Annotated in this window: 24 protein-coding genes; 14 read left to right on the top strand and 10 right to left on the bottom strand. The window is 73.2% G+C overall.

Going from position 1 to position 24,940, the window contains the following annotated elements; translation table 11 throughout:
- Position 1: 1 nt before the first annotated feature.
- Positions 2–1,123, top strand: coding sequence for an N-acetylglucosamine-6-phosphate deacetylase (gene nagA / locus ACFLFB_RS01580; RefSeq protein ID WP_392543956.1), 1,122 nt, complete (start codon positions 2–4; stop codon positions 1,121–1,123).
- Positions 1,124–1,218: 95 nt separating this feature from the next.
- Here nagA and ACFLFB_RS01575 read toward each other — a convergent pair whose 3' ends face one another.
- The 6 genes from ACFLFB_RS01575 to pdhA form a co-directional block, all read right to left on the bottom strand.
- On the bottom strand, positions 1,219–2,472 hold the full coding sequence (locus tag ACFLFB_RS01575) for an MFS transporter (protein ID WP_392543955.1): 1,254 nt from the start codon (positions 2,470–2,472) through the stop codon (positions 1,219–1,221).
- Between the two features lie 69 nt (positions 2,473–2,541).
- The gene (locus ACFLFB_RS01570) at positions 2,542–3,747 is read right to left on the bottom strand and encodes an acyl-CoA dehydrogenase family protein (RefSeq protein WP_392543954.1); all 1,206 of its coding nucleotides are present in this window, start codon (positions 3,745–3,747) and stop codon (positions 2,542–2,544) included.
- A 90-nt stretch (positions 3,748–3,837) separates the two neighbouring features.
- Entirely contained in the window at positions 3,838–5,301 is a 1,464-nt protein-coding gene (locus tag ACFLFB_RS01565; protein ID WP_392543953.1) for a hypothetical protein, read from the bottom strand.
- 3 nt (positions 5,302–5,304) lie between these two features.
- The gene (locus ACFLFB_RS01560) at positions 5,305–6,759 is read right to left on the bottom strand and encodes a dihydrolipoamide acetyltransferase family protein (RefSeq protein ID WP_392543952.1); all 1,455 of its coding nucleotides are present in this window, start codon (positions 6,757–6,759) and stop codon (positions 5,305–5,307) included.
- 15 nt (positions 6,760–6,774) lie between these two features.
- A complete protein-coding gene (locus tag ACFLFB_RS01555) occupies positions 6,775–7,746 on the bottom strand; it encodes an alpha-ketoacid dehydrogenase subunit beta (protein WP_392543951.1) in 972 nt (323 codons plus the stop codon).
- Positions 7,743–8,939 carry a pyruvate dehydrogenase (acetyl-transferring) E1 component subunit alpha gene (pdhA, locus tag ACFLFB_RS01550; protein ID WP_392543950.1) on the bottom strand — a complete coding sequence of 399 codons (1,197 nt, stop codon included), beginning with the start codon at positions 8,937–8,939 and terminating at the stop codon, positions 7,743–7,745. The genes ACFLFB_RS01555 and pdhA overlap by 4 nt, the downstream gene beginning before the upstream one ends.
- A 441-nt stretch (positions 8,940–9,380) precedes the next feature.
- On the opposite strand from pdhA, the gene ACFLFB_RS01545 reads away from it, so the two are divergent.
- On the top strand, positions 9,381–10,397 hold the full coding sequence (locus ACFLFB_RS01545; RefSeq protein WP_392543949.1) for a serine hydrolase domain-containing protein: 1,017 nt from the start codon (positions 9,381–9,383) through the stop codon (positions 10,395–10,397).
- 238 nt (positions 10,398–10,635) lie between these two features.
- Positions 10,636–10,947: a hypothetical protein gene (locus ACFLFB_RS01540; protein ID WP_392543948.1), complete on the top strand. Its 312-nt coding sequence runs from the start codon at positions 10,636–10,638 to the stop codon at positions 10,945–10,947.
- Positions 10,948–11,072: 125 nt separating this feature from the next.
- Here the strand turns inward: ACFLFB_RS01540 and hisC are convergent, their stop codons facing one another.
- Positions 11,073–12,236 carry a histidinol-phosphate transaminase gene (hisC, locus tag ACFLFB_RS01535; RefSeq protein WP_392543947.1) on the bottom strand — a complete coding sequence of 388 codons (1,164 nt, stop codon included), beginning with the start codon at positions 12,234–12,236 and terminating at the stop codon, positions 11,073–11,075.
- Between the two features lie 87 nt (positions 12,237–12,323).
- Here hisC and ACFLFB_RS01530 point away from each other — a divergent pair, with 87 nt between their 5' ends.
- Both ACFLFB_RS01530 and galE read left to right on the top strand, forming a co-directional pair.
- Positions 12,324–12,710, top strand: coding sequence for a phage holin family protein (locus tag ACFLFB_RS01530; protein ID WP_392543946.1), 387 nt, complete (start codon positions 12,324–12,326; stop codon positions 12,708–12,710).
- A 22-nt stretch (positions 12,711–12,732) separates the two neighbouring features.
- A complete protein-coding gene (galE, locus tag ACFLFB_RS01525) occupies positions 12,733–13,755 on the top strand; it encodes a UDP-glucose 4-epimerase GalE (protein ID WP_392543945.1) in 1,023 nt (340 codons plus the stop codon).
- Between the two features lie 92 nt (positions 13,756–13,847).
- Here galE and ACFLFB_RS01520 read toward each other — a convergent pair whose 3' ends face one another.
- Together ACFLFB_RS01520 and ACFLFB_RS01515 are read right to left on the bottom strand one after the other, a co-directional pair.
- Positions 13,848–14,324: a VOC family protein gene (locus ACFLFB_RS01520; protein ID WP_392543944.1), complete on the bottom strand. Its 477-nt coding sequence runs from the start codon at positions 14,322–14,324 to the stop codon at positions 13,848–13,850.
- 10 nt (positions 14,325–14,334) lie between these two features.
- Entirely contained in the window at positions 14,335–14,721 is a 387-nt protein-coding gene (locus ACFLFB_RS01515) for a helix-turn-helix transcriptional regulator (RefSeq protein ID WP_392545456.1), read from the bottom strand.
- Between the two features lie 181 nt (positions 14,722–14,902).
- On the opposite strand from ACFLFB_RS01515, the gene ACFLFB_RS01510 reads away from it, so the two are divergent.
- The 7 genes from ACFLFB_RS01510 to ACFLFB_RS01480 are packed head-to-tail and all read left to right on the top strand — an operon-like array spanning position 14,903 to position 22,461.
- The gene (locus ACFLFB_RS01510) at positions 14,903–16,372 is read left to right on the top strand and encodes a cytochrome ubiquinol oxidase subunit I (protein ID WP_392543943.1); all 1,470 of its coding nucleotides are present in this window, start codon (positions 14,903–14,905) and stop codon (positions 16,370–16,372) included.
- A 16-nt stretch (positions 16,373–16,388) separates the two neighbouring features.
- Positions 16,389–17,417 (top strand): cytochrome d ubiquinol oxidase subunit II, encoded by a 1,029-nt coding sequence (cydB, locus tag ACFLFB_RS01505; RefSeq protein ID WP_392543942.1) that lies wholly within the window; start codon positions 16,389–16,391, stop codon positions 17,415–17,417.
- Complete coding sequence (cydD, locus tag ACFLFB_RS01500; RefSeq protein ID WP_392543941.1) at positions 17,414–19,033, top strand: thiol reductant ABC exporter subunit CydD; 1,620 nt, start codon at positions 17,414–17,416, stop codon at positions 19,031–19,033. The genes cydB and cydD overlap by 4 nt, the downstream gene beginning before the upstream one ends.
- Positions 19,030–20,769: a thiol reductant ABC exporter subunit CydC gene (gene cydC, locus ACFLFB_RS01495; protein ID WP_392543940.1), complete on the top strand. Its 1,740-nt coding sequence runs from the start codon at positions 19,030–19,032 to the stop codon at positions 20,767–20,769. The genes cydD and cydC overlap by 4 nt, the downstream gene beginning before the upstream one ends.
- A gap of 2 nt (positions 20,770–20,771) precedes the next feature.
- Positions 20,772–21,221 carry a BlaI/MecI/CopY family transcriptional regulator gene (locus tag ACFLFB_RS01490; RefSeq protein ID WP_392543939.1) on the top strand — a complete coding sequence of 150 codons (450 nt, stop codon included), beginning with the start codon at positions 20,772–20,774 and terminating at the stop codon, positions 21,219–21,221.
- Between the two features lie 20 nt (positions 21,222–21,241).
- Positions 21,242–22,108 (top strand): M56 family metallopeptidase, encoded by an 867-nt coding sequence (locus tag ACFLFB_RS01485; RefSeq protein ID WP_392543938.1) that lies wholly within the window; start codon positions 21,242–21,244, stop codon positions 22,106–22,108.
- 8 nt (positions 22,109–22,116) lie between these two features.
- The gene (locus tag ACFLFB_RS01480) at positions 22,117–22,461 is read left to right on the top strand and encodes a hypothetical protein (RefSeq protein ID WP_392543937.1); all 345 of its coding nucleotides are present in this window, start codon (positions 22,117–22,119) and stop codon (positions 22,459–22,461) included.
- Here the strand turns inward: ACFLFB_RS01480 and ACFLFB_RS01475 are convergent, their stop codons facing one another.
- Positions 22,462–22,923 carry a hypothetical protein gene (locus tag ACFLFB_RS01475; protein ID WP_392543936.1) on the bottom strand — a complete coding sequence of 154 codons (462 nt, stop codon included), beginning with the start codon at positions 22,921–22,923 and terminating at the stop codon, positions 22,462–22,464.
- Positions 22,924–23,046: 123 nt separating this feature from the next.
- On the opposite strand from ACFLFB_RS01475, the gene ACFLFB_RS01470 reads away from it, so the two are divergent.
- Complete coding sequence (locus ACFLFB_RS01470; RefSeq protein ID WP_392543935.1) at positions 23,047–23,763, top strand: AIM24 family protein; 717 nt, start codon at positions 23,047–23,049, stop codon at positions 23,761–23,763.
- A 47-nt stretch (positions 23,764–23,810) separates the two neighbouring features.
- Complete coding sequence (gene bioB / locus ACFLFB_RS01465) at positions 23,811–24,824, top strand: biotin synthase BioB (RefSeq protein WP_392543934.1); 1,014 nt, start codon at positions 23,811–23,813, stop codon at positions 24,822–24,824.
- The last annotated feature ends 116 nt before the right edge of the window (positions 24,825–24,940 follow it).

Raw genomic sequence — 24,940 nt, 5'->3', positions numbered from 1 at the left:
CGTGATCCTCAGCGCCGACCGCGTCGTCCTGCCCACCGGTTCCGTGGAACCGGGCTGGGTGGAGATGAGCGGCGAGCGGATCACCGGCGCCGGCGGGGGTACCCCGCCGGCGCCGGCCGTTCGGCACCTGTCCGGGACGCTGGTCCCCGGATTCGTCGACCAGCACTGCCACGGCGGCGGCGGTGCCTCGTTCACCACGGGCGACCCCGCCGATGCCGCCACCGTCATCGCCACCCACCGCGCCCACGGGACGACCTCGCTCGTCGCGAGCCTGGTCACCGACACCAGCGAGAACCTCGAGTCCCACGTCCGGGCGCTCGCGCCGCTCGTGCGCGAGGGCGAGCTGGTCGGCCTCCACCTCGAGGGGCCGTGGCTCAGCGCCCTGCACTGCGGCGCCCACGACCCGACCCTGCTGCGGTCACCCGACCCCGCCGAGATCGGTCGCGTGCTCGATGCCGGGGAGGGCACGGTGGTCATGGTCACCGTGGCGACCGAGCTCGACCACGGGCTCGAGGCCGTCGCGCTGCTCACCGAACGCGGGGTGCTGGCCGCACTAGGCCACACCGACGCCACCTGGGACCACGCCCGCGCCGCGGTCGACGCCGGGGTCACCGTCGCCACGCACCTGTTCAACACGATGCGTCCGGTACACCACCGCGACCCGGGCCCGGTCCTCGCGCTCGCCGGGGACCACCGGGTCGTCGTCGAGCTCATCGCCGACGGCATCCACCTGCACCCCGAGGTCCTGCGGTGGGCGACCGCCTCCGCCCCGGGGCGCTTCTCGCTCATCACCGACGCCATGGGCGCCGCGGGGTCGGCCGACGGCGACTACGTGCTCGGACCGGCAGCCGTCCAGGTGCGCGACGGCGTGGCCCGGCTGGTCGAGGGTGGTGCCATCGCCGGGAGCACGCTGACGATGGACCGCGCGCTTCGGTACGCCGTGGCCGTGGCCGGCGTCCCCTTCGACCGGGCCGTGGAGGCCACGAGCGCGACGCCGGCGCGCGTCCTCGGGCTCGGTGAGGTGGGGTCTATCGCCGCGGGGATGCTGGCCGACCTCGTCCACCTCGACGACGCCCTCGAGGTCGTCGCGGTGATGCGCCGCGGCACCTGGCTCCCCGACTGATCCCGACTGATTGCGATGTGGCAGCGGGCGCGTCACCTCCGACTGATGGCGCTGGGTGAACCCCAGAAGGGCCTTGTGGGGTTCACCCAGCGCAATCAGTGCGGGGTTGGGGCGGGCTCGGGTGAGGCGGGCGGTGAGGGTGGGGCGGGGATGCCGGTGCCGGCCAGCTCGGCCGCCTCGAGGTGGCGGAACCGCACGAGGATGATGGCGAGCGCCAGCGCCCCGGCCGCGATCGGCACGACGTAGGCCTGCTGCGCCCCCCAGGCCTCGATGGCCCAGCCGGAGACCGCCGAGCCCGCGGAGATCCCGATGAGGATGCCGGTCACCGCGACCGCCATCCCCTCGGTGACCAGCGCCTTGGGCACCAGCTTCTGCGCCAGCGACAGGCTCGTGATGAGCATCGGCGCGGTCGCCGACCCCGCCACGACCATGACGACCGCAAGCGGCCACAGCCCACCGACGAACAGCGCCGGCACCTCGAGGACGAACATCGCCCCGGCCGCCAGGGCCAGCCGACGGGTCAGCGACGAGCGGAACACCTTGGTGCCGAACACGATCCCGGCCAGCGTCGACCCCACGGCGAACCCACCGAGGATGACGCTCGAGAAGCTCGTGCTGCCCTCCTCCTTGGCGAACGCCACGGCGATCACCTCGTTGCCGCCGAAGATCACCCCCGTCATGACGAGAGCCGTGGCGACGATGAGCAGGCCCGGTCGGCGGATGGCGAGGCCCCCCGGGCGCTCGCCGTGCGGCACGACCGGCGGCTCGGTGGCCCGCGCCGACAGGAACGCCACGCAGCCGACCGTGAACAGCACCGTCGCGAGGACGAGCCCCGCCTCCGGGAACCACAGGGTCGCGACCAGCACCGCGAGCACCGGCCCGACGACGAACGACGCCTCGTCGGCCACCTGCTCGAAGGCCATCGCGGTGTGCAGCCGGTCGGGCTCGTCGCGGAAGATGTGCGCCCACCGGGCCCGCGACATCGGACCGGGCTCGGGGAGGATCGCGCTGAGGCCGTAGAGGACGAAGAGGGTCCACACGGGCGCCCCGAGCGCCGAGCACGCCACCACTCCCGCGCTCGTCACCGCCGAAAGCAGGACGAACGGCACCGCCACCCGGCGCTGGCCGTACTTGTCGACGAGCCGCCCGAGGACCGGCCCCGCCACCGCGAGGACCGCGAGGCCCACCGCGGACACGGCCCCCGCCGTCCCGAACGACCCGAGGCGCTCGCTGATCATGACGATGACGGCCACCCCGAACATGGCTCCACCGGTGCGCGAGAACGCGGTCCCGGCGATGAAGGGCAGGGCACCGGGGACCCGGAACAGGGGGGCGTAGGCGGACAGCACGTGGGTCTCCGAGTCGGAAGGAGTGGCCTCACATCGTCGGGGCCCGCGAGGGCCACCGGCAACGTGGTTTCAGCGGAAGGCGGCCTCGCCCGTGAGGGCCTGGCCGATGACGAGCGTGTGCATCTCGTGGGTGCCCTCGTAGGTGAGCACCGACTCGAGGTTGTTCGCGTGGCGCATCACGGGGAACTCGCCGCTGACCCCGTTGGCGCCGAGGATGGTGCGCGCCGTGCGGCAGATCTCGATCGCCTTGGAGATGTTGTTGAACTTGCCGACCGAGACCTGCTCGGGTCGCAGGCCCACGGTGTCCTTGCGCCGGCCGAGGTGCAGAGCGAGCAGCTGGCCGAGCTGGAGCTCGACCGCCATGTCGGCCAGCTTGGCCTGGGTCAGCTGGAAGCCGGCGATGGGCCGCCCGAACTGGACGCGCTCCATCGAGTAGCGGCGGGCGGCGTCGAGGGAGGAGCGGGCCGCGCCGAGGGAGCCCCAGATGATGCCGTAGCGCGCCTCCGACAGGCAGCTGAGCGGGCCCTTGAGACCCTGGACCTCGGGGAGGACGGCGGTGGAGGGCAGGCGCAGCTCGTCGAAGGTGAGCTCCGCGGTGACCGACGCGCGCAGCGACATCTTGTGGCGGATGGTGTGGGCCGCGAATCCCGATGTGTCCGTGGGCACCACGAAGCCGCGGATACCGCCCTCGTCCTCACCGGCGTTGGCCCAGACGACCGCGACGTCGGCGACGGAGCCGTTGGTGATCCACATCTTCGAGCCGTTGAGGACCCAGTCGCTGCCGTCGCGGCGGGCGCGCGTGCGCATCGCCGCGGGGTCGGACCCGACGTCGGGCTCGGTGAGGCCGAAGCAGCCGATGGCCTCGCCCGCGGCCATCTGCGGGAGCCACTCCTGCTTCTGCTCCTCGCTGCCGAACCGCCAGATCGCGTACATCGCCAGGCTGCCCTGCACCGACACGAGCGAGCGGATGCCGGAGTCGCTCGCCTCGAGCTCGAGGCAGGCCAGGCCGTAGTCGACCGAGGACATCCCCGCGCAGCCGTAGCCCTCGAGGTGCATGCCGAGCAGCCCGACCTTGCCGAACTCGCGGGCCAGCTCGCGCACGACGGGGAGCTCGCCCTGCTCGAACCACTCCATGACGTGGGGGTCGACGTGCTCGGCGCACACCGCGCGGGTGGCCGCCCGGATGGCCTTCTCCTCGTCGGTGAGCAGGCTGTCGACGTCGACCAGGTCGAGGGGGTCGGACGGACGCTTCGGCATCGACGACGTGGCGCTCATGCCTCCATCATGACGGGTCGCCTCGAGTGCGGAGGTGGTCGCCCGGGCGACCGTTTCCGCACTCACGGCGGGAGGGGAGGGCGTGGGCCGTCAGGGGCGGGCGGAGGCCGCGCCGAGGAGGGCCGCGAGACCGAGCGCGCTGCGCGGGTCGTAGGCCGAGCGCCACAGGCCGCCGTGCGCGGCGCCCCAGGCCTCGTCCTGCCAGGGGTGCTCCTGCGCCGGCGAGCCCTGGACGAGGTCGTGGACGAGCAGCGCGGCCATCAGGGTGTTGGCCGTGCCGGGCTCGAAGACCTCGACGCCGAAGCGGTGGGCGCCGGCGTAGGCGGCCGCCAGCGCACGGTTCTTCAGCACCGACCGGGTGCGCGTCGGCGGCGCGATCTTGAACGAGACGGCAGCGCCCTCGGCCCGGGCCGTGGTGGCCCGCCAGCGCTGGATCCGCTTGGCGAGAAGGTAGTTCGGACCCTGCTGGAGGACGACCGAGTCATTGATGCCGGGGTCCTCGCCGGGGACGTAGTTGCGCCGGAGCAGCCGCCCGCCGGAGAGCGTGCGCAGTGGCACGCGCAGGACCTTGGAGGTCCGGCGCTCGGCGTAGGCGCGCACGCTGGCCTCGACCGCGTCGCCGGGGACCGCGAAGACGTCGGTGGGCGTGGCGAGGAAGGACAGCGCGGTGTCGGGTCGGGCCTCACGGACCGTGCGGGTCAGGGCGTCGACAGCAGTGCTGACCCGCACGTTGGTGGCCCCGTCGGCGTAGACGTAGTTGCCGATGACGAGCGAGCCCTCGAGCCCGGCCACCCAGCCCGTGGCGGTGGGCAGGTCGTGCACGAGGTCGACCCCGGCCCGCTCGGCGAGGGCGGACGTGCCGTGACCGGCCGGGAGGAGGACGCGTCCGGCGCCGGCGTGGGCGTCGGCGAGGACGCGGGTCCACAGGTCGGGGCGGGGCAGGTCGACGGCGGCGACCGTGGCACCCCAGCGCAGCAGCGCCCGAAGTGGCCCCATCTCGGCGGCCGCACCGAGCACGACGACGGTCCGGCCCTCGAGGCGCAGCCACTCGGGGTTCTCGAGCACCGCGGTCACGGCCTCGCGCAGGGTGGGCTCCACGACGCCGCCCGCCACCCAGGCGTCGAGCTGCCGGCGCAGGTCGTCGCCGGCCAGCCGGTGCCCGCGGTAGGGGATGGTCAGCGCGGTGTCGGGCTGCGCCGTGCCCTCGACGACCTCGGTCCCCAGGCGGTCGGCCGGGCTGCCGGCGACGCCCCCCAGTGCCGCGGCGAGGCGCACCTCGCGCCCGTCGGGGTCGCGCCACCGCATCCGCTCGTGGACCGAGGCGAGCCCCGCCTCGGCGACGGTGCGGGCGTCCTCGGGTCGGGCGAGGCCGGCCTCGACCAGGCGGCGGAAGTGGGCGAGGTAGCCGCTGCGCCAGTTGGTCTCGCGGTGCGCGGCGGCGCCGCCGACCGGGTCGACCGGGGCGAGGGCCTCGGCGACCACCGCGCGCCCGGTGGCGCTGGTGGACCGCCGGCCCTCGACCTCGGGAAAGACGACCCCGGTCGGGTCAGTCACGCGTCAGCCCCAGACCAGGCCGCGCGACGGGTCGGCGAGCAGCGCCGCGACGTCGGCGAGGTAGCGGCTGCCGAGCTCGCCGTCGACGAGGCGGTGGTCGAAGGAGAGCGCGAGGGTGGTGACCCAGCGCGGCTCGATCGACTCGCCGCCGTCGGCTCCGGTGACGACCCACGGCCTCCGGTTGACGGCGCCGAACGCGAGGATCGCCGCCTCCCCGGTGTTGAGGATCGGGGTGCCGGCGTCGACGCCGAAGACGCCCACGTTGGTGATGGTGATCGTCCCGCCGGACATCTCGGCCGGTTGGGTGCGGCCCTCGCGGGCGGTGGCGGTGAGGGCGCCGATGGCGGCGGCGAGCTCGCGCATCGACATCCGGTCGGCGTCCTTGACGTTCGGGACGACGAGGCCGCGCGGGGTGGCCGCCGCGATGCCGAGGTTGACGTAGTGCTTGAGGACGATCTCCTGGGCCGCCTCGTCCCACGACGCGTTGATGTGGGGGTTGCGGCGGATGGCGACGCACATCGCCTTCGCGAGGACGAGGAGCGGCGTGACCTTGACGTCCTTGAACTCCTTGTCGCGCTTGAGGCGGTCGACGAGCTCCATGGTCGCGGTGACGTCGACGGTGACCCACTCGGTGACGTGCGGCGCGGTGAAGGCCGAGCCGACCATCGCCTGGGCGGTCATCTTGCGCACGCCCTTGACGGGCACCCGGGTCTCGCGCTCGCCGGCGTCGGCCATGAGGCCCCAGCGGGACGCGGCGGGCGCGACATCGACGCCCGTGGCCACGGGAGCCGCGGCCGAGGTGCCGGAGGCCGCGGCCTCGACGTCGAACCGGGTGACGACGCCGCCGTCACCGCTCGGGGTGACCGAGCCGAGGTCGACGCCGAGGTCCTTGGCCAGCTTGCGCACCGGGGGCTTGGCCAGGGCGCGCACGCCCTCGCCGGACAGCTCGACGGGCTCGATGGCGACGTCGGTGGCCTTCGCGGACAGGTCCGGGGCCTCGACCTTCTCGGGCACACCGCCCTTGCGCGGGCGGCGCTTGGCCTCGGTCTGCTTGACCCCGTAGCCGACGAGCACCGCGGTGCGGCCGGTGGAGGTCGTGCCGCCGATGAGGCCCTCGCCGATCTCCTCGGCGGCGGGCTGGGCAGGAGCGGCGGGAGCGGCAGCCGCGGGAGCCGCCGCAGCGGCAGGTGTCGCCGGCGCGGCCGGAGCCCCGCCCAGGCCGTCGTCGACGGAGATGATGGGCGTGCCCACCTCGACGGTGTCGCCCTCGGCGACGAGCAGCGCCGAGACGGTGCCGGCGAACGGCACCGGCAGCTCGACGAGCGACTTGGCGGTCTCGATCTCGACGACGACGTCGTTGACCTTCACGGTGTCGCCGACCTTGACGTGCCAGGTGACGATGTCGGCCTCGGTGAGGCCCTCACCGGGGTCGGGCAGCCGGAACTCACGAAGAGCCATGTGCGAGAACCCCTCTCAGTAGGCGAGCGAACGGTCGACGGCGTCGAGGACGCGGTCGAGGTCGGGGAGGAACTCCTCCTCGATGCGGCTCGGCGGGTACGGCACGTTGTAGCCGCCGACCCGGAGCACGGGCGCCTCGAGGTGGTAGAAGGCGTGCTCGGTGATCAGCGCCGAGATCTCGGAGCCGAGGCCGAGGAAGGTCGACGCCTCGTGGACGACGACGGCCCGGCCGGTCTTGCGCACCGAGCCGAGGATGGCGGGCTCGTCGAGGGGGGAGAGCGAGCGCAGGTCGATGACCTCGAGGCTGCGTCCCTCCTCCTCGGCGGCCTGGGCGGCCTGCAGGCAGGTCTTCACCATGGGGCCGTAGGCCAGCAGCGTGAGGTCGGTGCCCTCGCGCAGCACGCGGGCCGAGCCGAGCGCGCCGTCGGGGCCGGGGCCGACCTCGCCCTTGTCCCAGTAGCGGCGCTTGGGCTCGTAGAACACGACGGGGTCGTCGGTCTCGACGGCCTGCTGGATCATCCAGTGCGCGTCGTGGGCGTTGGAGCAGACGACGACCTTGAGGCCCGCGGTGTGCGCGAAGTAGGCCTCGTTGCTCTCGCTGTGGTGCTCGACCGCGCCGATGCCGCCACCGAACGGGATGCGGATGACGATCGGCATCTTCACGTAGCCGAGCGAACGGGCGCGCAGCTTGGCGACCTGGCTGACGATGTGGTCGAACGCGGGGTAGACGAAGCCGTCGAACTGGATCTCGACCACCGGGCGGTACCCGCGCAGCGCCATCCCGATGGCGGTGCCGAGGATGCCGGCCTCCGCCAGCGGGGTGTCGATGACGCGGTCCTCACCGAAGTCCTTCTGCAGGCCCTCGGTGACGCGGAAGACGCCGCCGAGCTTGCCGATGTCCTCACCCATGAGGACGACCTTGGGGTCCTTGTCCATGGCGGCGCGCAGGCCGCTGGTGATGCCCTTGGCGAGCGTGGTCTGGCTCATCGGTGCGCCCCCTCGAACGAGGCCTGGTACGCGAGGAACTCGGCCCGCTCACGCTCCATCACCGGGTGCGCCTCGGCGTAGACGTGGTCGAACATCTCCGAGCCGCTCGGGTCGGGCATCGTGAGGCAGCGCTCGCGGACACTCGCGCCGAGCTCTTCGGCCTCCTCGTCGATGGCGTCGAAGAAGTCGGTGTCGGCGCGGCCGGTGGTGGTGAGCCAGCGCTTGAAGCGCTCGATGGGGTCGCGGTGCTTCCACACCTCGACCTCGGCGCTGACGCGGTACTTGGTGGGGTCGTCGGAGGTGGTGTGCGCCCCCATCCGGTAGGTGTACGCCTCGATGAAGGTGGGGCCCTGGCCGCTGCGGGCCGCGTCGAGGGCGGCCTTGGTGACGGCGTAGACCGCGAGGACGTCGTTGCCATCGACGCGGATGCCGGGGAACCCGAAGCCGCGGGCGCGGTGCCACAGGGGCGCGCGGGTCTGCTTCTCGTTCGGCTCGGAGATGGCCCACTGGTTGTTCTGGCAGAAGAACACGACCGGGCTGTTGTTCACGCCGGCGAAGACGAGCGCCTCGCTGACGTCGCCCTGGCTCGTGGCGCCGTCGCCGAAGTAGGCGATGACGGCGGTGTCGCGCTCGTCGTCGCCGGTGCCGACGTGGCCGTCGCGCTGCACGCCCATCGCGTAGCCCGTGGCGTGCAGGGTCTGCGCGCCGATGATGATCGTGTAGAGGTGGAAGTTCTTCTCGTTGGGGTCCCAGCCACCGTGGTTGACCCCGCGGAACATCCCGAGGAGGTTGACCGGGTCGACCCCGCGGCACCAGGCGACGCCGTGCTCGCGGTAGGTGGGGAAGGCGTAGTCCTGGGGGCGCATCGCGCGACCGGACCCGACCTGCGCGGCCTCCTGGCCCAGCAGGCTGGCCCACAGGCCCAGCTCGCCCTGGCGCTGGAGCGCGGTGGCCTCGGCGTCGAAGCGCCGGATGAGGACGAGGTCGCGGTAGAACCCGCGGACCTCCTCGTCGGTGAGGGCGTCGACCACGGCGTCGTGGTCGGCGTTGCTCACGCGCTCACCCTCGGGGTTGAGCAGCTGGACCATCTCCGGGCCGCCGTCCTGGACGGGGCGCTCGGGGGCCTCGGCTCGCGTCACGTGGTGGTCCACGCCGAACGCCGTCTCGAGGGGGGCGACTGCGTTGTCGCTCACTGGGCACTCCTTCTCCGGGCATCCGTGGTGACGGGTGCCGCGTCGCGGGCCGACGGGACGCTGCGGGGGTGTCCGCGCGGACCGCCGGCAGGGTCGTCGTGACCGCTGGTGCTGGGTGTGGCGACGGTCACTGCCGGGTGTCGGTCCCACCGTACCGGTGGCGGCACGCTTCCACCCAAGCCGCTGGGGGTGCCCTTCGCCACCCGGGGCGGGGGATCCACCGGGTGCTGCGTCGGGAGGGCAGCGGGTTGGTGCCGGTTCGAGGTGAAACCCCACCACGTCAGGGTGGGATTTCACCTCGACCCGATGGGCGGCCGCGCTGGTTCGAGGTGAAACCCCACCACGTCAGGGTGGGATTTCACCTCGACCCGATGGGGGCCGTCGCCGGGTCGAGGGGAAACCCGCTCGCCCCTCGTGGCCCGGCCCCCTACCGTCACGGTCATGGGTGAGATCGACGAGCGGGGCGTCAGGGAGGTCGTCGACGACACCGCGGCGGCCACGGGGTTCTCGGGGGTCGTGCGCCTGGACCGCGGCGGCGTGACCGAGGTCGACGCCGCCTTCGGGCTCGCCGACCGGCGCCACGGCATCCCGATGACGACCGCCACCCGCCTGGGGACCGCGAGCGGCACCAAGGCGCTCACCGCCGTCACCGTGATGAGCCTGGTCACCGAGGGGCTGCTGTCGCTCGCGACGCCGGTGCGCGACGTGCTCGGCGACGACCTGCCGCTCGTCGACGACCGGGTGACCGTCGAGCACCTGCTCACGCACCGTTCGGGGATCGGCGACTACGTCGACGAGGAGGTGTTCACCGATGTCACCGACCACGTGCTGGCCGAGCCGGTGCACACCCTCACCACCGCCGAGGACTACCTCACGGTGCTCGACGGTCGCCCGCAGGCCTTCGCGCCCGGCGCGCAGTGCGTCTACAACAACGGGGCGTTCGTCGTGCTGGCGATCGTCGCCGGGCGGGTGGCAGGGCGGACGTACGAGCAGCTGGTGACCGAGCGCGTCCTCGAGCCGGCCGGGATGGCGCGGTCGGGCTTCCTCCGCTCCGACGAGCTGCCGGCGGACGCGGCGATCGGCTACCTCTGGGACGACCGGCCGCGGACCAACCTGCTCCACCTCCCGGTCGTCGGCAGCGGCGACGGCGGGCTCTACACGACCACCGGCGACGTCGCGGCGTTCTGGCGGGCACTGGACTCCGGCACCCTGCTCCCGAGCGAGGTCCTCGCCGACATGATGGTGGCGCGCGGCACCGAGCCGTCGGGCCAGCGCTACGGGCTGGGGCTCGGGCTGGGCCTGCAGGACGGCGTTGTCTCCCTCGTGGGCTCGGATGCCGGGGTGTCCTTCCGCAGCGTGCTCGACCGCAACCGCGACCTCGCCTGGACGGTCATCTCGAACACGAGCGAGGGCGCCTGGCCGCTCTCCCGCGCCCTCATCGCCCACCTCGCGGACTGATTCATCCGGGTCGAGGTGTTCGAGCGGCATCTCGCCCGGGCCGAATACCTCGAGCCAGCTGGGCGGGCCATCGGGTCGAGGTGATGTTGGACCACCAGAAGGTCGGATCTCACCTCGAACCAGCCGAGTCCAGCGGGGAGTGCTCCCCGGTCAGATCGACCCTCGACGGCCCGCTCAGACCGATAGCGTCTGGCCGGCGACGGCACGTCGCTTCGCGTACATCACGGGGGGAAACCACATGAGGACCACACGTTTCGCCGGCGCACTCGCCGCAGCGGCCCTGCTCTGCATCATCCCGATGCAGCCCGCGGCCGCCGGCACCGGAGATGGCGGCGGGGGCGCCGACTACAACATCACGACCCAGCGCTTCACCGCGATCAGCTGCCACTTCTACTCCAGCCGCCAATGGCCCTCGGGCTACGTCGAGACCCTCCACGTGTGCTCCGGTGGCGTCCGCTACTCGGGCGGCGGCTACTACGGCGTCGCCTGCGCGACGCACGGGACCGGTTCCGGGTGGGGCTGGTACGCCAAGCCCTGCAGCCAGGTCTGAGCTCCGAGCCCTACGGCTCCGACGCCGTCCTCATCCCGGATGACGCCCCCTCACGAGGCGGGCGTCATCCGGTCGAGGTGTTCGGGCGGCACCTCGTGCGGTCCCAATACCTCGAACCGGGCTGCTCAGCCCCGGCGGGAGGCGAGGAAGGTGCCGGCGACCTCGATGAGGCGGTCGTTCGCCTCGCGCTCGGCGATCGTGGCGCGCGCGCCGTCGGTGCCGTAGGGGCGCACGGTCAGCCCGACCTCCTGGCACGCCGCCGCGAAGGCCGCCGTGTCCTCGCCGAGGTCGAACCACACGAAGTTGGCCTGCTGGTAGGGGACGTCCCAGCCCTGCTCGCGCAGCGCCTCGACGACCCGCTCGCGCTCGGCGACGAGCTCCTTGACCCGCACGGCCAGCTCGTCGGCGGCCTCGAGCGAGGCCACCGCCGCCACCTGCGCCAGAGCGTTGACCCCGAACGGGATGGCCGCCTTGCGCAGCGCCTCGGCGACGGGCTCGTGCGCCACGGCGTAGCCGACCCGCAGCCCCGCCAGCCCGTGGGCCTTGGAGAAGGTCCGCAGCACCGCGACGTTCGGCCGCGCCCGGTGGATGGCGAGGGCGTCGGGTGAGTCGGGGGCCGTGACGAACTCGAGGTAGGCCTCGTCGATGACGACGAGGACGTCATCGGGGACCCGGTCGAGGAAGGCCTCGAGCTCGGCGGCGCCGACGGTCGTGCCCGTGGGGTTGTTCGGCGTGCAGACGAGGACGAGCCGCGTCCGGTCGGTGATGGCCGCGGCCATCGCGTCGAGGTCGTGGCGGGCGCCGGCCGCGAGCGGGACCTGCACCGGCGTCGCCCCGGACAGGGTCACGAGGATCGGGTAGGCCTCGAACGAGCGCCAGGCGAAGACGACCTCGTCGCCCGGGCCGCACGTGGCCGCGACGAGCTGGCCGAGCACGCCCACCGACCCGGGCCCGGTCGCGATCCGCGCCGCCGGGACGTCGAGCCGCTCGGCGAGTGCGGCGGTCAGGCCGGTCACCGCCATGTCGGGGTACCGGTTCATGTCGGCGGCGGCCGACCGGACGGCATCGAGGACCGACGGCAGCGGCGGGAAGGGGTTCTCGTTGCTGGAGATCTTGTAGGCGGTGACGCCCTCGGGCGCAGACGCCGGGCGTCCGGGCGTGTACGCGGGCAGGGCGTCGATGGCCGCGCGCAGCCGCACCGGCGTGGCCGGGTCGAGCGGGGCTCCCGTGGCCTCGGGGTTCGCCGGGATCTCGGTCGTCGCGGCGGCCTGGGGCGTCTCGTCCGTCATGGCGACCACTGTAGGACCGCCCCGCAGACCGTCCGACCCGCGGCGGAGGTCGTGGTGGGGGCGCACGCCACCTGCCAGACTGCGCGGGTGAAGAACTTCCTCATCCGGGTCGTCATCAACGGCATCGCCCTGTGGGTCGCGGCCCTCGTCGTCAGCGGCATCAACCTCGCCGAGGGCGACGCCACGTGGAGCAAGAAGCTCCTCACCATCGGTCTGGTCGCCCTGCTGTTCGGGTTGATCAACGCGGTGATCAAGCCGATCGTCAAGCTGTTCTCGTTCCCCTTCATCGTGCTGACGCTGGGGCTGTTCACCTTCATCGTGAACGCCTTCATGCTGCAGATCACCGAGTGGATCGGGAAGCCACTGGGCCTGTCGTTCTCGATCGACCACTTCTGGTGGGACGCGATCTTCGCGGCCGTCGTCATCACGCTGGTCTCGTGGGTGCTCAACGTCGTCCTGCCCGAGGACGACTGAGCCCACCCCGTAGGGTCGACCCATGCGCGTCCTCGTCTCCGGCGGTGCCGGCTACATCGGGTCCCACACGGTCGTCCAGCTCGTCGCGGCCGGCCACGAGGTCGTCGTCGTCGACTCGTTCGCCAACGCCAAGCCGTCGGTGGTCGGACGCCTCGAGGCCCTCACCGGCGCGCCGCTCGACGTGCGCTCGTTCGACCTCACCGACGTCGACAAGACCGAGCACCTCTTCGCCAACGAGCCGTTCGACGCCGTCATCCACTTCGCCGGGTTCAAGGCCGTGGGCGAGAGCGTGGAGAAGCCGCTGGAGTACTACGAGAACAACCTGGGCTCCACGTTCTCGCTGGTGCGCGCGATGCGCCGGCACGGGGTGCACAAGCTCGTCTTCTCCTCCAGCGCAACGGTGTACGGCGCAGACGCGCAGGTCCCGATGGCCGAGGACCTCCCCACCTCGGCGACCAACCCGTATGGCTGGACCAAGGTGATGCAGGAGCAGATCCTGCGCGACGTCGCCTTCTCCGACCCCACCTGGCGGATCGCCCTCCTGCGGTACTTCAACCCGGTCGGCGCCCACGCCAGCGGCACCATCGGCGAGGACCCGAGCGACATCCCCAACAACCTCATGCCCTACATCGCGCAGGTCGCGGTGGGGCGCCGCGAGAAGCTCTCGGTCTTCGGCGGCGACTACCCCACGCCCGACGGCACAGGGGTGCGCGACTACATCCACGTCGAGGACCTCGCGGCCGGCCACATCGCCGCGCTGCACCGGCTCGGCGAGACCGAGGACGCCGTGAGCACCTGGAACCTCGGCACCGGCCAGGGCACCTCGGTGCTCGAGCTGCTCGCCGCGTTCGAGCGGGCCTGTGGCCACACCCTCCCGTACGAGATCGTCGACCGCCGCCCGGGTGATGTCGCTGCCTCCTACGCCGACCCGGCCCGCGCCCAGGAAGAGCTCGGCTGGGCCGCCACGCGCACGGTCGACGACATGTGCGCCGACACGTGGCGGTGGCAGAGCCGCAACCCCGAGGGCTACCCCGACGCCGGCTGAGGCCGCGCCCCTCCCGCCGCGTCGCGTCAGCCTCCGCCGCGAGTGCGGAAGCGGCTGCCGGAGCGACCACTTCCGCACTCACCGCGGGTTGGTCAGGCGCCCTTGAGCGGTGACTTGACCCGGATCATGTTCCCGGCCGGGTCGCGGAACGCGCAGTCGCGCACGCCGTAGAACTGGTCGGCCGGCTCCTGGAGGATCTCGGCCACGCCGGAGGCCGCGACGTGCTCGAACAGGGCGTCGACGTCGTCGACCCGCAGGATGAGGGACGACATCAGGCCCTTGGCGAGGAGGGTGTCCATCGCCGCTCGGTCGTCGTCGGAGCTGCCGGGGTAGATGCCGACCGACTGGATGACGACCTCGAGCTCGGGCTGGGCCGGCGGCGACACCGACAGCCAGCGGTAGTCGCCCTGCGTCACGTCGTTGGTGACGGTGAAGCCGAGGACGTCGCGGTAGAACTCGAGCGCCTTGTCGTGGTCGTCGACGACGAGGAAGCAGTTGGCGACCGCGAGGGACGCCGTCGAGGGGTGCACTGCCGCCGGGGCGGCCTGGGTGGTGGTGTTCGTCTCCATGCCACCGACGTTAGGCATGCGCGCCCTCCTCCTGCTTCTCGGTTCCTGACCGCTTCCGGGTCGGCCGGTCGACCTGCTTGGCCACGCACGTGGGGATGACGCGCGCCTCCTCGTGCGCCTGGGCCCGGAACTCGCTGGGGGTCACGCCCATCAGCTCGGTGAAGCGGCTGCTGAACGACCCGAGTGAGGTACAGCCCACGGCCATGCAGACGTCGGTGACCCCCAGGTCGCCGAAGCGCAGGAGCGCGGCCGCGCGCTCGACGCGGCGCGTCATCAGGTGCTGGTACGGGGTCTCGCCGAACGCCTCGCGGAAGCTGCGGTGGAAGTGCCCGACCGACATCAGCGCCTGCGCCGCGAGGGCCGGGACGTCGAGGGGCTCGGCGAAGTCGCGGTCCATCCGGTCGCGTGCCTTGCGGAGCCGCACGAGGTCGTCACGGTGCACGTGACCACCGTGCCACACGGGCGTGGGAGGAGTCACACGGTCGGGAGCCCGACCGCGGCAGGAGCTGACTACGACGTCGTGTAGTTTGTACTACGTCACGTCGTTTGTCGTCAGCCCGGAGCCCAGGAGACCGCCCATGGATGCCGTCGATGTCGCCCGGTGGCAGTTCGCCATCACGACCGTCTACCACTTCCTCTTCGTCCCGGTGACGATCGGCCTGTCCCTCGTCGTCGCCGTCTTCCACTCGCAGTGGCTGCGCACGCGGCGCCCGGAGTGGCTGCGGCTGACCAAGTTCACGGGGAAGCTGTTCATCATCAACTTCGCGCTCGGGCTGGTGACCGGCATCGTCCAGGAGTTCCAGTTCGGGATGAACTGGTCGGACTACTCGCGCTTCGTCGGCGACATCTTCGGCGCCCCGCTGGCGCTCGAGGCCCTCCTCGCGTTCTTCCTCGAGTCGACCTTCCTGGGCATCTGGATCTTCGGCTGGGGGCGCATCCCCGAGCGGCTGCACGCCGGTTGCATGTGGCTGGTGCACATCGGCACCGTGCTGTCGGCGTACTTCATCCTCGCGGCGAACTCGTTCATGCAGAACCCGGTCGGCTACCGATTCAACTCCGCCACCGGCCGCGCCGAGATGGCCGACTTCCTCGCCGTGCTGACCAACAAGGTCCAGCTCGTGACCTTTCCGCACGTCATCGCGTCGGCGTACATGGTCGGGGGCGCAACGATCATGGGCGTCGCCCTCTGGCTGATGCGCCGCACCGCCGGCACCGCCGGTACCGCCGGTGAGGACGTGCGGATGTACCGCCGGGCCACGCGCTTCGGCGCGGTGATGGCGCTCGTGGCGTCGGTCGGCGTGGTCGTCAGCGGCGACATCCAGGGCAAGATCATGACCGAGGTCCAGCCGATGAAGATGGCCGCGGCCGAGGCGCTGTACGACACCACGACGCGAGCACCGTTCTCCGTGTTGTCGATCGGGCCGCTCGACGGCAGCGAAGCGACCCGCCTCATCGAGGTCCCGGGTCTGCTCTCCTTCCTCGGCACCGGCTCGTTCGACGGCACGGTCGAGGGCATCAACGACCTCAAGGCCAGCGAGCGCGCCATGGCGCAGAAGGTGGCCGACCGGTACGGCGCCGATGTCGCGGCGCTCGTCCTCGTCGACGACTACACGCCGGTCGTCCCCCTGACCTACTGGTCGTTCCGCTTCATGATGGGCCTGGGCTTCGCGACCATGGGGGCGTGCGCACTCGTCCTCTGGGCCACGCGCAGAGACCTTGTGCCACAGGCGAAGTGGTGGACCGCCGTCGCCGTCCTCACCCCGCTGGCGCCGGTCTTCGCCAACAGCTTCGGGTGGATCTTCACCGAGGCCGGTCGCCAGCCCTGGGTCGTCTACGGCCTGATGACGACGGCCTCCGGCGTCTCGCCGTCGGTCAGCGCCACCGAGGTCTGGATCTCGATGCTCACCTACACGCTCGTCTACGCGGTGCTCGCCGTCATCGAGGTGCGCCTCTTCCTCACCTACGTCCGTCGCGGCGCCGACCCCTTCGAGGACCCGCGCGACCACGCGGACGCCGACGAGGACGCGCCGCTCCAGTTCGCCTACTGACACCGGAGGACCCGTCATGGACTACGCACTCATCTGGTTCTGCCTCATCGGCCTGCTCTGGGCGGGCTACCTCGTCCTCGAGGGCTTCGACTTCGGCGTCGGCGCGCTCCTCCCCGTCCTCGGTGCCGGCACCGATGCCGCCGACACCGAGAAGCGGCGCCGCCTCATGCTGACGACGATCGGCCCCCACTGGGACGGCAACGAGGTCTGGCTGCTCACCGCGGGCGGGGCGACCTTCGCCGCCTTCCCCCACTGGTACGCGACGATGTTCTCGGCGTTCTACCTCCCGCTGCTGGTCCTGCTCGTGGCCCTCATCGTGCGCAACATGGGCTTCGAGTACCGCGGCAAGCGCGATGACGCGACCTGGCGGCGGCGCTGGGACCTCGCCATCATCGGCGGCTCGGTGCTCGCGCCGTTCCTCGTCGGCGTCGCCCTGACCAACCTCGTGCGCGGACTGCCGATCGACGGGGACATGGAGTTCACCGGGACCCTGCTCACGCTGCTCAACCTCCCGAGCCTGCTCGGCGGGCTGGTCGTCCTCGCCCTGAGCCTCACCCACGGCGCGTTCTTCCTCGCCCTGAAGACGCAGGGCTCGATCCGAGAGGACGCGCGACGGCTCGGCACCCGGCTCGGGCTCGGAGCCGCCGTGCTGGCCGTGACCCTCCTCCTCTGGCTGGGGCTGTCCCAGGGCACCGGATGGACGTGGGCCACCACGGCAGTCGCCGCCGTCGCCCTGCTCGCCGCGATCGGCGCGAACCACCGTGGGGCAGAGGGCTGGGCGTTCGCCGGGACCGCGGTGACGATGGCCGCGGCCGTCGCCACCTACTTCCTCGCGCTCTTCCCCGACGTCATGCCGTCGACCCTGTCCGGCGGCCTGTCGCTGACCATCTCGAACGCGTCCTCCAGCCGGCTGACCCTGCAGATCATGTCGGTGGCGGCGCTGGTGTTCACGCCCGTGGTCCTGCTCTACACCGCGTGGACCTACTGGACCTTCCGCAAGCGCCTGGGCACCCAGCACATCCCCAGGGCGGTGGCGGTGAAGTGAGGCCGTTCGACCCGCGCCTGCTCCGCGCCGCCCCGGCCGCGCGGCGGCCCGTGGCCGTCCTCGTCGGGGTCGGCGTGGCCCAGGGCGCGGCGACCATCGGGCTCGCGTTCGCCCTCGCCGCGCTCGTCGTGGGCGTCGTCGAGGGGTCGGATGTCGCTGGGCCGGCGGCGTGGCTGGCCGCGGTGTTCGCGGTGCGCGCCGTCCTCGGGTGGGTGGCCGAGCGGGTCGCCGCCTGGGCCGGGGTGGAGGTGACGGCCGCGCTGCGCGAGCGGCTCGTCGGGCACTGGCTCACGGTGCCGGCCGAGCAGCGTCCGGACCCCGACCGCGCCGTGACCCTGGCCGCCCAGGGCGCCGCGGCCGTCGAGCCGTACGCGGCCCGCTTCCTCCCGGCGCTGGTGTCGGGGGCGGTCGTGCCGGTGCTGGCGGTGGTGGCGCTGGTGAGGGTCGACTGGCTGTCGGCGCTCGTCGTGGTCGTCACCCTGCCCCTGCTGCCCTTCTTCGCCGCGCTCATCGGCCGGGCGACCCAGGCCGAGACCGAGCGCCGGTGGGCGGCGTTGTCGTCGCTGGCGGGCCACTTCCTCGACGTCGTCCGCGGCCTGCCGACCCTCGTCGGCTACGGGCGGGCCGAGCACCAGGTCGCCGTCGTCGAGGACGTCAGCCGCCGGCACCGCGTGGCCACGATGCGCACGCTGCGGCTCGCCTTCACCAGCTCGGCGGCGCTCGAGCTGCTGGCCTCCATCTCGGTGGCGATCGTGGCCGTCGTGGTCGGGCTGCGGCTGACCCACGGCTCGATGACGCTGTCCGCGGGGCTCGTCGCCATCCTGCTCGCGCCCGAGGCCTACTGGCCGATCCGCCGGGTCGGCGCCGAGTTCCACGCCGCCGCCGACGGTGCCGAGGCCCTCGACGCCATCCTCACCGAGCTGGATCCTTCGCCGCGAGTGCGGAAGTGGTCGCCGGAGCAGCCACTTCCGCACTCACGGCCAACAAGCGCGGGCGATGACGTGGGGGTGCGGGTCGTCGGGGTGGCCTACACCTACCCGGGGGCCGAGGCGCCCGTGCTCAGCGACGTGTCGTTCGCCGCCGGGCCCGGGCTCACGGCGCTCACCGGCCCCTCCGGCGTCGGGAAGTCGACGCTCCTCGAGCTCGTCGCCGGCCTCCGCACGCCCAGCGCCGGAGAGGTCACCGCCGGCCGCGCCCACCTCGTCACCCAGCGCCCCTTCCTGCCGGCCGGCACGCTGCGCGACGCCCTCCGCCTGGGCAACGACGCCCCCGACGATGCCCTCTGGCAGGCCCTGCGCGACGTCGGCCTCGAGGGCGTCGTCGCCTCCCTCCCGCACGCCCTCGCCACCCGCATCGGCGACGACGGCTTCGGCCTCTCGGCCGGGCAGCGCGCCCGCGTCGCCCTCGCCCGAGCGACGCTCTCGACCGCCCCCGTGCTCCTCGTCGACGAGCCCACGGCGCACCTCGATGCCGATGCCGCGGCAGCCGTCCACGCCCTCCTCGTCGCTGCTGCCGAACGCCGCACCGTCGTCGTCGTCACCCACCGCCCCGACCTCGTCGCCCTCGCCGACCACCACGTCGAGCTGGCCACCGCCACCACCGGAGCGCTCCGATGACGACCCACGCCACCTCCCTCCTGCGCCCGAGCCGCGACGTCGTCCTCGGCGGACTGCTCGGTGGCGCCGCGACCTCCGCCGGCATCGCCCTGACGGCCACGTCGGGCTGGCTCGTCGTGCGCGCGAGCGAGCGGCCGGTCATCCTCACCCTGCTCACGGCGATCGTCGGGGTCCGCGCGTTCGGCATCGGGCGGCCGCTGCTGCGCTGGCTCGAGCGCGTGGTCTCGCACGACGCCGCCCTCGACGACCTCGCCCGCCGGCGCACCGCCGTCTACGCCGCGCTCGTGCCGCTCACGCCCGCGCGGCTGGGCCGGGGGTCGCGCTCGGCGGTGCTCACCGGGGTCGTCGACGACCTCACCGACGTCACCGAGGCGACCGTGCGGGTCACGGTGCCGCTGGTCTCGAGCGTCGTCGCCGGGCTCGTCGCCACGCTGCTCGTGTCGTGGTTCGCCCCCACCGTCGGGCTCGTCGTGGCCGCCCTGCTCGTGGCCGTGGCGGCGGCCTGCTGGATGGCGTGGAGGGTCGAGTCCCGTTCTCGCGACGAGCTGCTCGCGGCACGGGCCGAGGTCGTGCGGGTCAGCGACCTCGTGGCACGGCACGCGAGCGACCTCAGGGCCATCGGCGGCGAGGCGACCGCCGTCCGCTGGCTGCACGACGCCCACGCCACGTGGCGCACGGTGTCGAGGCGGCAGAGTCGTGGACGGGCTCTCGTGTCGCTCGTCCTGCTCCTCGCGACGGGGTCGGCGACCCTCGCGGCCGCGCTGCTCGCGGACCCCGCGGTGGTGGGGGCCCCGGTGGCCGCGCTGCTCGTCGTCGTCCCCGTCGCGGTGGGGGACGCCCTCGCGCCCCTCGTCGACACGATGCGCTCGCTCGCCCGCGCCCAGGGCAGCGCCGCCCGGCTCGACGCCCTCCTCGGCCAGGCCCCCGCCGTCATCGACCCCACCCCCGATGACGCCCCGTCAGCACCTCCGTCGTCCCCGCGCCCCCTCCCGTCCGCACTTGAGTACGGCAACACGCCGAGCGACGAGCCCGGGCGTCGGCGTGTTGCCGGTCTGAAGTCGGGCGCAGCGGGGGCGCGGGTCGAGCTGGAGGGCGTCACCGCCTCCTGGACCGGCGCCGCCGACCAGCTCGCGCCCACCGACCTCACCCTCGAGCCGGGCACCCGCGTCGCCGTCGTCGGCCCGAACGGCTCGGGCAAGAGCACCCTGCTCGCCCTCCTCGCCCGGCACCTCGCACCCACCGGCGGCCGCCACCTCCTCGACGGCACCGACGTCGCCGACCTCACCCTCGATGACGTGCGCCGTCACGTCGCGCTGGTGGATGACGAGCCGCACGTCTTCGCCGCGACCCTCGCCGCCAACCTCCGCCTCGCCCGACCCGACGCCACCGACGACGACCTGCACCACGCCCTCCGCCTCGCCGACCTCGACCGGTGGGCCGCCGACCTCCCCCACGGACTCGACACCCGCCTCGGCACCGGCGGACGCGGCCTCTCCGGCGGCGAGCGCACCCGCCTGGGCGTCGCCCGGGCCGTCCTCGCCGACCGCGCGGTCGTCCTCCTCGACGAGCCGATCGCCCACCTCGACCACCCCACGGCCACCGCGGTCCTCGACGACGTCCTCGACGCCACCGCCGGCCGCAGCCTGGTGATGGTGAGCCACCGCAGCGAGTCGGTCGCCCGGTTCCACCACGTGCTCGACCTCGGCGTAGCCTCGTCGCCGACCCCGAAGGAGTAGCCATGCCGCACTCGACCTCCGCCCCGCGACTCGGTGACCTCGAGCGCGTCGTGATGGAGCACCTCTGGGAGGCCGCCGACGTCGACGGCTTCACCGGGGTCACCGTCCGCGAGGTCCACGAGCGCTTCCGGGACCGCGAGATCGCCTACACGACGGTGATGACCGTCCTCGACCGCCTCGCGAAGAAGGACCTCGTCACCCGCGAGCGCGACGGCCGCGCCTGGCGCTACTTCCCCGCCGAGACCCGTGAGGCGATGACGGCCCGCACCATGCGCCGCACCCTCGACGACATGGAGGTCACCGACCGCCGCGCGGCCCTGCTCCACTTCCTCGACGGTGCGACGACCGACGAGATCGCCGACCTCAAGGAGGCCCTGGCCGAGGTCGAGGCCCGCGCGGCCGGCGAGCCCGACAAGCCGGGCGGCATCCGCGGGCGGTTGCGCCGCAGCTGACCCCCGCGGGCCCTGCCACCATGGGGTCCGTGATCCCCATCGTCCTCGCGGGGCTGGCGGTCCTGCTCGCCTGGGTGGCGCCCGGCGTGCTCGCGCGCCAGCGGCGGTTGCGCCGCGCCCCGCGGGCCGCGCTGGTGGTGTGGCAGGCCGTGACGGTGGGCGGGATCCTCGCGGCGCTGGCGGCCGCACCGGCGGCCGTGCCGCTGCTCCTCGGTGGGGCGGATGCCGCGGCGCACCTCGAGCCGGTCGCCGCCGCCGCGGTGCTCAGCGGGGCCGTGCTCGCCCGGCTGCTCTGGAAGGGCCACGACGTCGGGACCAGGCTGCGCCGCGTGCGCGCCCGGCACCGCGAGCTCGTCGACGTCGTGGGCTCACCTTCCGCGGACGGCGCCGACGAGCGGGTGCGCGTCCTCCAGCACCCGACCCCCACGGCGTACTGCATCCCCGGGCGGCAGGCGCGGGTCGTCCTCTCCCAAGGGGTCCTCGATGCCCTGCCCGCCGACCAGCTCGCCGCCGTGGTGGCCCACGAGCACGCCCACCTGCGCGGGCGCCACGACCTCCTCCTCGAGTTCTTCAGCGTGGTCCACGAGGCCGTGCCAGGGCCGCTGCGCAACGAGTCGGCCCTCACCGAGGTGCGCCTGCTGATCGAAGCCCTGGCCGACCGGGCCGCCGCCCGCCGCAGCGGTGAGGTGGCGACGGCCCGCGCCCTCCTCGCCCTCGCCGAGGGGCGCACGCCGGATGCCGCGCTCGGCGCCGGGACGACCGCCCCCATCCGCCTCCGGCTGCTCGCCGACGGCCCCCCGCCGCCGGCCCTGTCGGCCGTCGCCTACGCGATGGCGACGCTCGCCGCCGCGCTCCCCGTCATCCTCCTGGCAGTGGCGTGGTCGTGAACACCCCTGTGCGCGAGCAACTCTCAGCCGCCCTCCCCACCGCGATGAAGGCGCGCGACCGGGTGGCCGTCGCCGCGCTGCGCTCCGCCCTCGCGGCGATCGCCAACGCCGAGGCCGTGCCCGTCGACTCGATGCCGCGCGCCGGCGCGGTGGAGGCCGCCGCCATCGGAGCGGGCGCCGCCGACGCCCCACGGCGCGAGCTCACCGAGGACGACGTGCGCGCCATCGTGGCCACGGAGGTCGACGACCGCGTCAGCGCCGCGGCCGAGATGGACGGGCACGGACGCACGGAGGACGCGGCCCGCCTCATCGACGAGGCCGACGTCCTGCGACGCGTCCTCGCCGGCGGCTGATCAGGCCCAGCTGGGCGGAGGCGGCGGGGGCGTCGCGCCCGGCGGCACCTCGGGCGCCGCCGGCGGGGCCGGGGACGCGGGAGGCGGCGGCGGGCCACCTGCCGGAGGAGGCGGGGTCGCGCCCATCGGCGGCGGGGGCGGCGGGGCCGCGGGCATCCCCGCTGCCGTCCCCGCCGCACCGGGCGGCGGCGGAGGCGTGCCGGGCGCGTACGACGGCGTCAGCGTCAGCGGCCCGAGGCGGCCCGACGACTCAAGCTCGCGCAGCTCGGCGAGCAGCCGCTCGCGGTCGGCGGCCTCCACCGGACGCCCCGTGGCCTCGAGGTACGCCAGCACCCCGAGGTCGCGCAGGCTCCGGTCGCCACCGCCACCGGCGGGGGTGTTGATGCCGGCCTGCTGCATCGCGACGTCGGCCTTGGCGGCGAGATCGGTGGCTGCGGCCTTGGCGCGCTCGAAGAAGCTCATCGGGGACCTCCCTGATCGGTTCCTGATCCTTCCCGAAACCCTAGGACTCCCCCACCCGTTGCGCCTAGCGTTGGCAGCCGACGAACCACGCGACACGCGCGGTCGAGGAAGGACGGGGTGGTCATGACGATCCACGGGTCGCTGTTCCAGGAGTTCAAGGAGAAGGAGTCCCAGGACCCCTTCGCGCTCCAGAACAAGAAGCTGCTGCGCATCGACATGCGCTACGGCGAGGTCTGGGCGCGCACCGGGTCGATGGTGGCCTACCAGGGCGACGTACGGTTCGCGAACAAGGGCTCGGGCGGGCTGGGCAAGATGCTCAAGGCCGCCGCGACGGGCGAGGGCGTGAAGATGATGCAGTGCTCCGGCCACGGCGAGCTCTTCGTCGCCGACCAGGCCGCCGAGATCCAGGTGCTCTACCTCGAGAACGACATGATCTCGGTCAACGGCGAGAACGTGCTGGCCTTCTCCAACTCCATCCAGTGGGACATCCACCGCATCCAGGCGCGCGGCGCCGCGATGACCGGCGGCCTCTACAACGTCTCGCTGCGCGGCACCGGCTACGTCGCCGTGACGACCAAGGGTGACCCCGTCGCCCTCGACGTCGCCTCGGCCCCGACCTTCGCCGACGCGCAGGCGGTCGTGCTGTGGACCTCCGGCGTCTCGATGGACGTGCGGATCGACACCGGCGGCATCGGGTCGATGCTGCGCGGCGGCACCGGCGAGCTGCTCCAGATGTCGTTCGGCGGGCAGGGCCACGTCCTGGTCCAGCCGAGCGAGTCGGTGCCCCAGGGCGGGCACCAGAGCCAGGGCGGTGCGGGCCTGGGCGGCTTCTTCCAGTAGCCGACCGCCCCGCGGCCCGGGCCGGCCGATGCGCAACAATGCGAGGCATGACGGCCCAGCTGACCGACACGGACATCCTCGACATCGCGCGCGAGCAGGTGCTCGAGCGCGGCGTCGCGCTGACGCAGGACCAGGTGCTCGAGGTCCTGCGCACCGGCGACGACCGGCTCGAGGACCTCCTCGCGCTCGCCCACGCGGTGCGGATGAAGTACCAGGGGCCGGCCGTCGAGGTCGAGGGGATCATCTCCCTCAAGACCGGCGGCTGCCCCGAGGACTGCCACTTCTGCTCGCAGTCGGGGCAGTTCACCTCGCCGGTGCGCTCGGTGTGGCTCAACATCCCCGAGCTCGTCCGCGCCGCGAAGCAGACGGCCGAGACCGGGGCGAGCGAGTTCTGCATCGTCGCCGCGGTGCGCGGGCCCGACGAGAAGCTGATGCAGCAGATGCGCGAGGGCGTGGCCGCCATCAAGGCCGCGGTCGACATCGAGGTCGCGGCGTCGCTGGGGATGCTCACCCAGGAGCAGGTCGACGACCTCGTCGACATGGGCGTGCACCGGTACAACCACAACCTCGAGGCCGGGCGGTCGTACTTCCCGAACGTCGTCACCACCCACTCCTTCGAGGAGCGCTGGGACACCTGCCTCATGGTGAAAGAGTCCGGGATGGAGCTGTGCTGCGGCGGGCTCGTGGGGATGGGCGAGTCGCTCGAGCAGCGCGCCGAGCTGGCCGCCCAGCTCTCCGAGCTCGAGCCGCACGAGGTGCCGCTCAACTTCCTCAACCCGCGGCCGGGGACGCCGTTCGGTGACCTCGAGCCGCTCGGGGCGTCCGACGCGCTGCGCACCATCGCCGCGTTCCGGCTCGCCCTGCCGCGCACGATCCTGCGCTACGCCGGCGGGCGCGAGCTGACCCTCGGTGACCTCGGCACCCGCGAGGGGCTGCTCGGCGGCATCAACGCCGTGATCGTGGGCAACTACCTCACGACCCTCGGGCGCGACCCCAAGGAGGACCTCGCGCTGCTCGAGGAGCTCGAGATGCCGATCAAGGCCCTCAACGAGTCGCTCTGACCCGCGGTGATCTTCGTGGACTCGTCGCCCGGGCCGGTGCCCCGGTCCTCCGCGCCGGGTGAGTGGTGCGGGCAGTGCGGGGAGGCCGTGGCGTCGGGTGACCACGCGCGGTGTGC

Source organism: Oryzobacter telluris (assembly GCF_043099285.1).
Taxonomy (GTDB): domain Bacteria; phylum Actinomycetota; class Actinomycetes; order Actinomycetales; family Dermatophilaceae; genus Oryzobacter; species Oryzobacter telluris.
Note: the sequence above shows the minus strand (reverse complement) of the source record. Positions and strands in the feature narration are given on the sequence as shown.

What these genes read in the sequence shown, in the direction of transcription:
- ACFLFB_RS01570 (WP_392543954.1), bottom strand. Translation starts at nt 3,747, where the DNA reads ATGAGCGCCACGTCGTCGATGCCGAAGCGTCCGTCCGACCCCCTCGAC.
- ACFLFB_RS01560 (WP_392543952.1), bottom strand. Translation starts at nt 6,759, where the DNA reads ATGGCTCTTCGTGAGTTCCGGCTGCCCGACCCCGGTGAGGGCCTCACC.
- ACFLFB_RS01555 (WP_392543951.1), bottom strand. Translation starts at nt 7,746, where the DNA reads ATGAGCCAGACCACGCTCGCCAAGGGCATCACCAGCGGCCTGCGCGCC.
- ACFLFB_RS01545 (WP_392543949.1), top strand. Translation starts at nt 9,381, where the DNA reads ATGGGTGAGATCGACGAGCGGGGCGTCAGGGAGGTCGTCGACGACACC.
- ACFLFB_RS01540 (WP_392543948.1), top strand. Translation starts at nt 10,636, where the DNA reads ATGAGGACCACACGTTTCGCCGGCGCACTCGCCGCAGCGGCCCTGCTC.
- hisC (WP_392543947.1), bottom strand. Translation starts at nt 12,236, where the DNA reads ATGACGGACGAGACGCCCCAGGCCGCCGCGACGACCGAGATCCCGGCG.
- galE (WP_392543945.1), top strand. Translation starts at nt 12,733, where the DNA reads ATGCGCGTCCTCGTCTCCGGCGGTGCCGGCTACATCGGGTCCCACACG.
- ACFLFB_RS01520 (WP_392543944.1), bottom strand. Translation starts at nt 14,324, where the DNA reads ATGGAGACGAACACCACCACCCAGGCCGCCCCGGCGGCAGTGCACCCC.
- ACFLFB_RS01515 (WP_392545456.1), bottom strand. Translation starts at nt 14,721, where the DNA reads ATGGACCGCGACTTCGCCGAGCCCCTCGACGTCCCGGCCCTCGCGGCG.
- ACFLFB_RS01510 (WP_392543943.1), top strand. Translation starts at nt 14,903, where the DNA reads ATGGATGCCGTCGATGTCGCCCGGTGGCAGTTCGCCATCACGACCGTC.
- cydB (WP_392543942.1), top strand. Translation starts at nt 16,389, where the DNA reads ATGGACTACGCACTCATCTGGTTCTGCCTCATCGGCCTGCTCTGGGCG.
- cydC (WP_392543940.1), top strand. Translation starts at nt 19,030, where the DNA reads ATGACGACCCACGCCACCTCCCTCCTGCGCCCGAGCCGCGACGTCGTC.
- ACFLFB_RS01490 (WP_392543939.1), top strand. Translation starts at nt 20,772, where the DNA reads ATGCCGCACTCGACCTCCGCCCCGCGACTCGGTGACCTCGAGCGCGTC.
- ACFLFB_RS01485 (WP_392543938.1), top strand. Translation starts at nt 21,242, where the DNA reads ATGGGGTCCGTGATCCCCATCGTCCTCGCGGGGCTGGCGGTCCTGCTC.
- ACFLFB_RS01475 (WP_392543936.1), bottom strand. Translation starts at nt 22,923, where the DNA reads ATGAGCTTCTTCGAGCGCGCCAAGGCCGCAGCCACCGATCTCGCCGCC.
- ACFLFB_RS01470 (WP_392543935.1), top strand. Translation starts at nt 23,047, where the DNA reads ATGACGATCCACGGGTCGCTGTTCCAGGAGTTCAAGGAGAAGGAGTCC.
- bioB (WP_392543934.1), top strand. Translation starts at nt 23,811, where the DNA reads ATGACGGCCCAGCTGACCGACACGGACATCCTCGACATCGCGCGCGAG.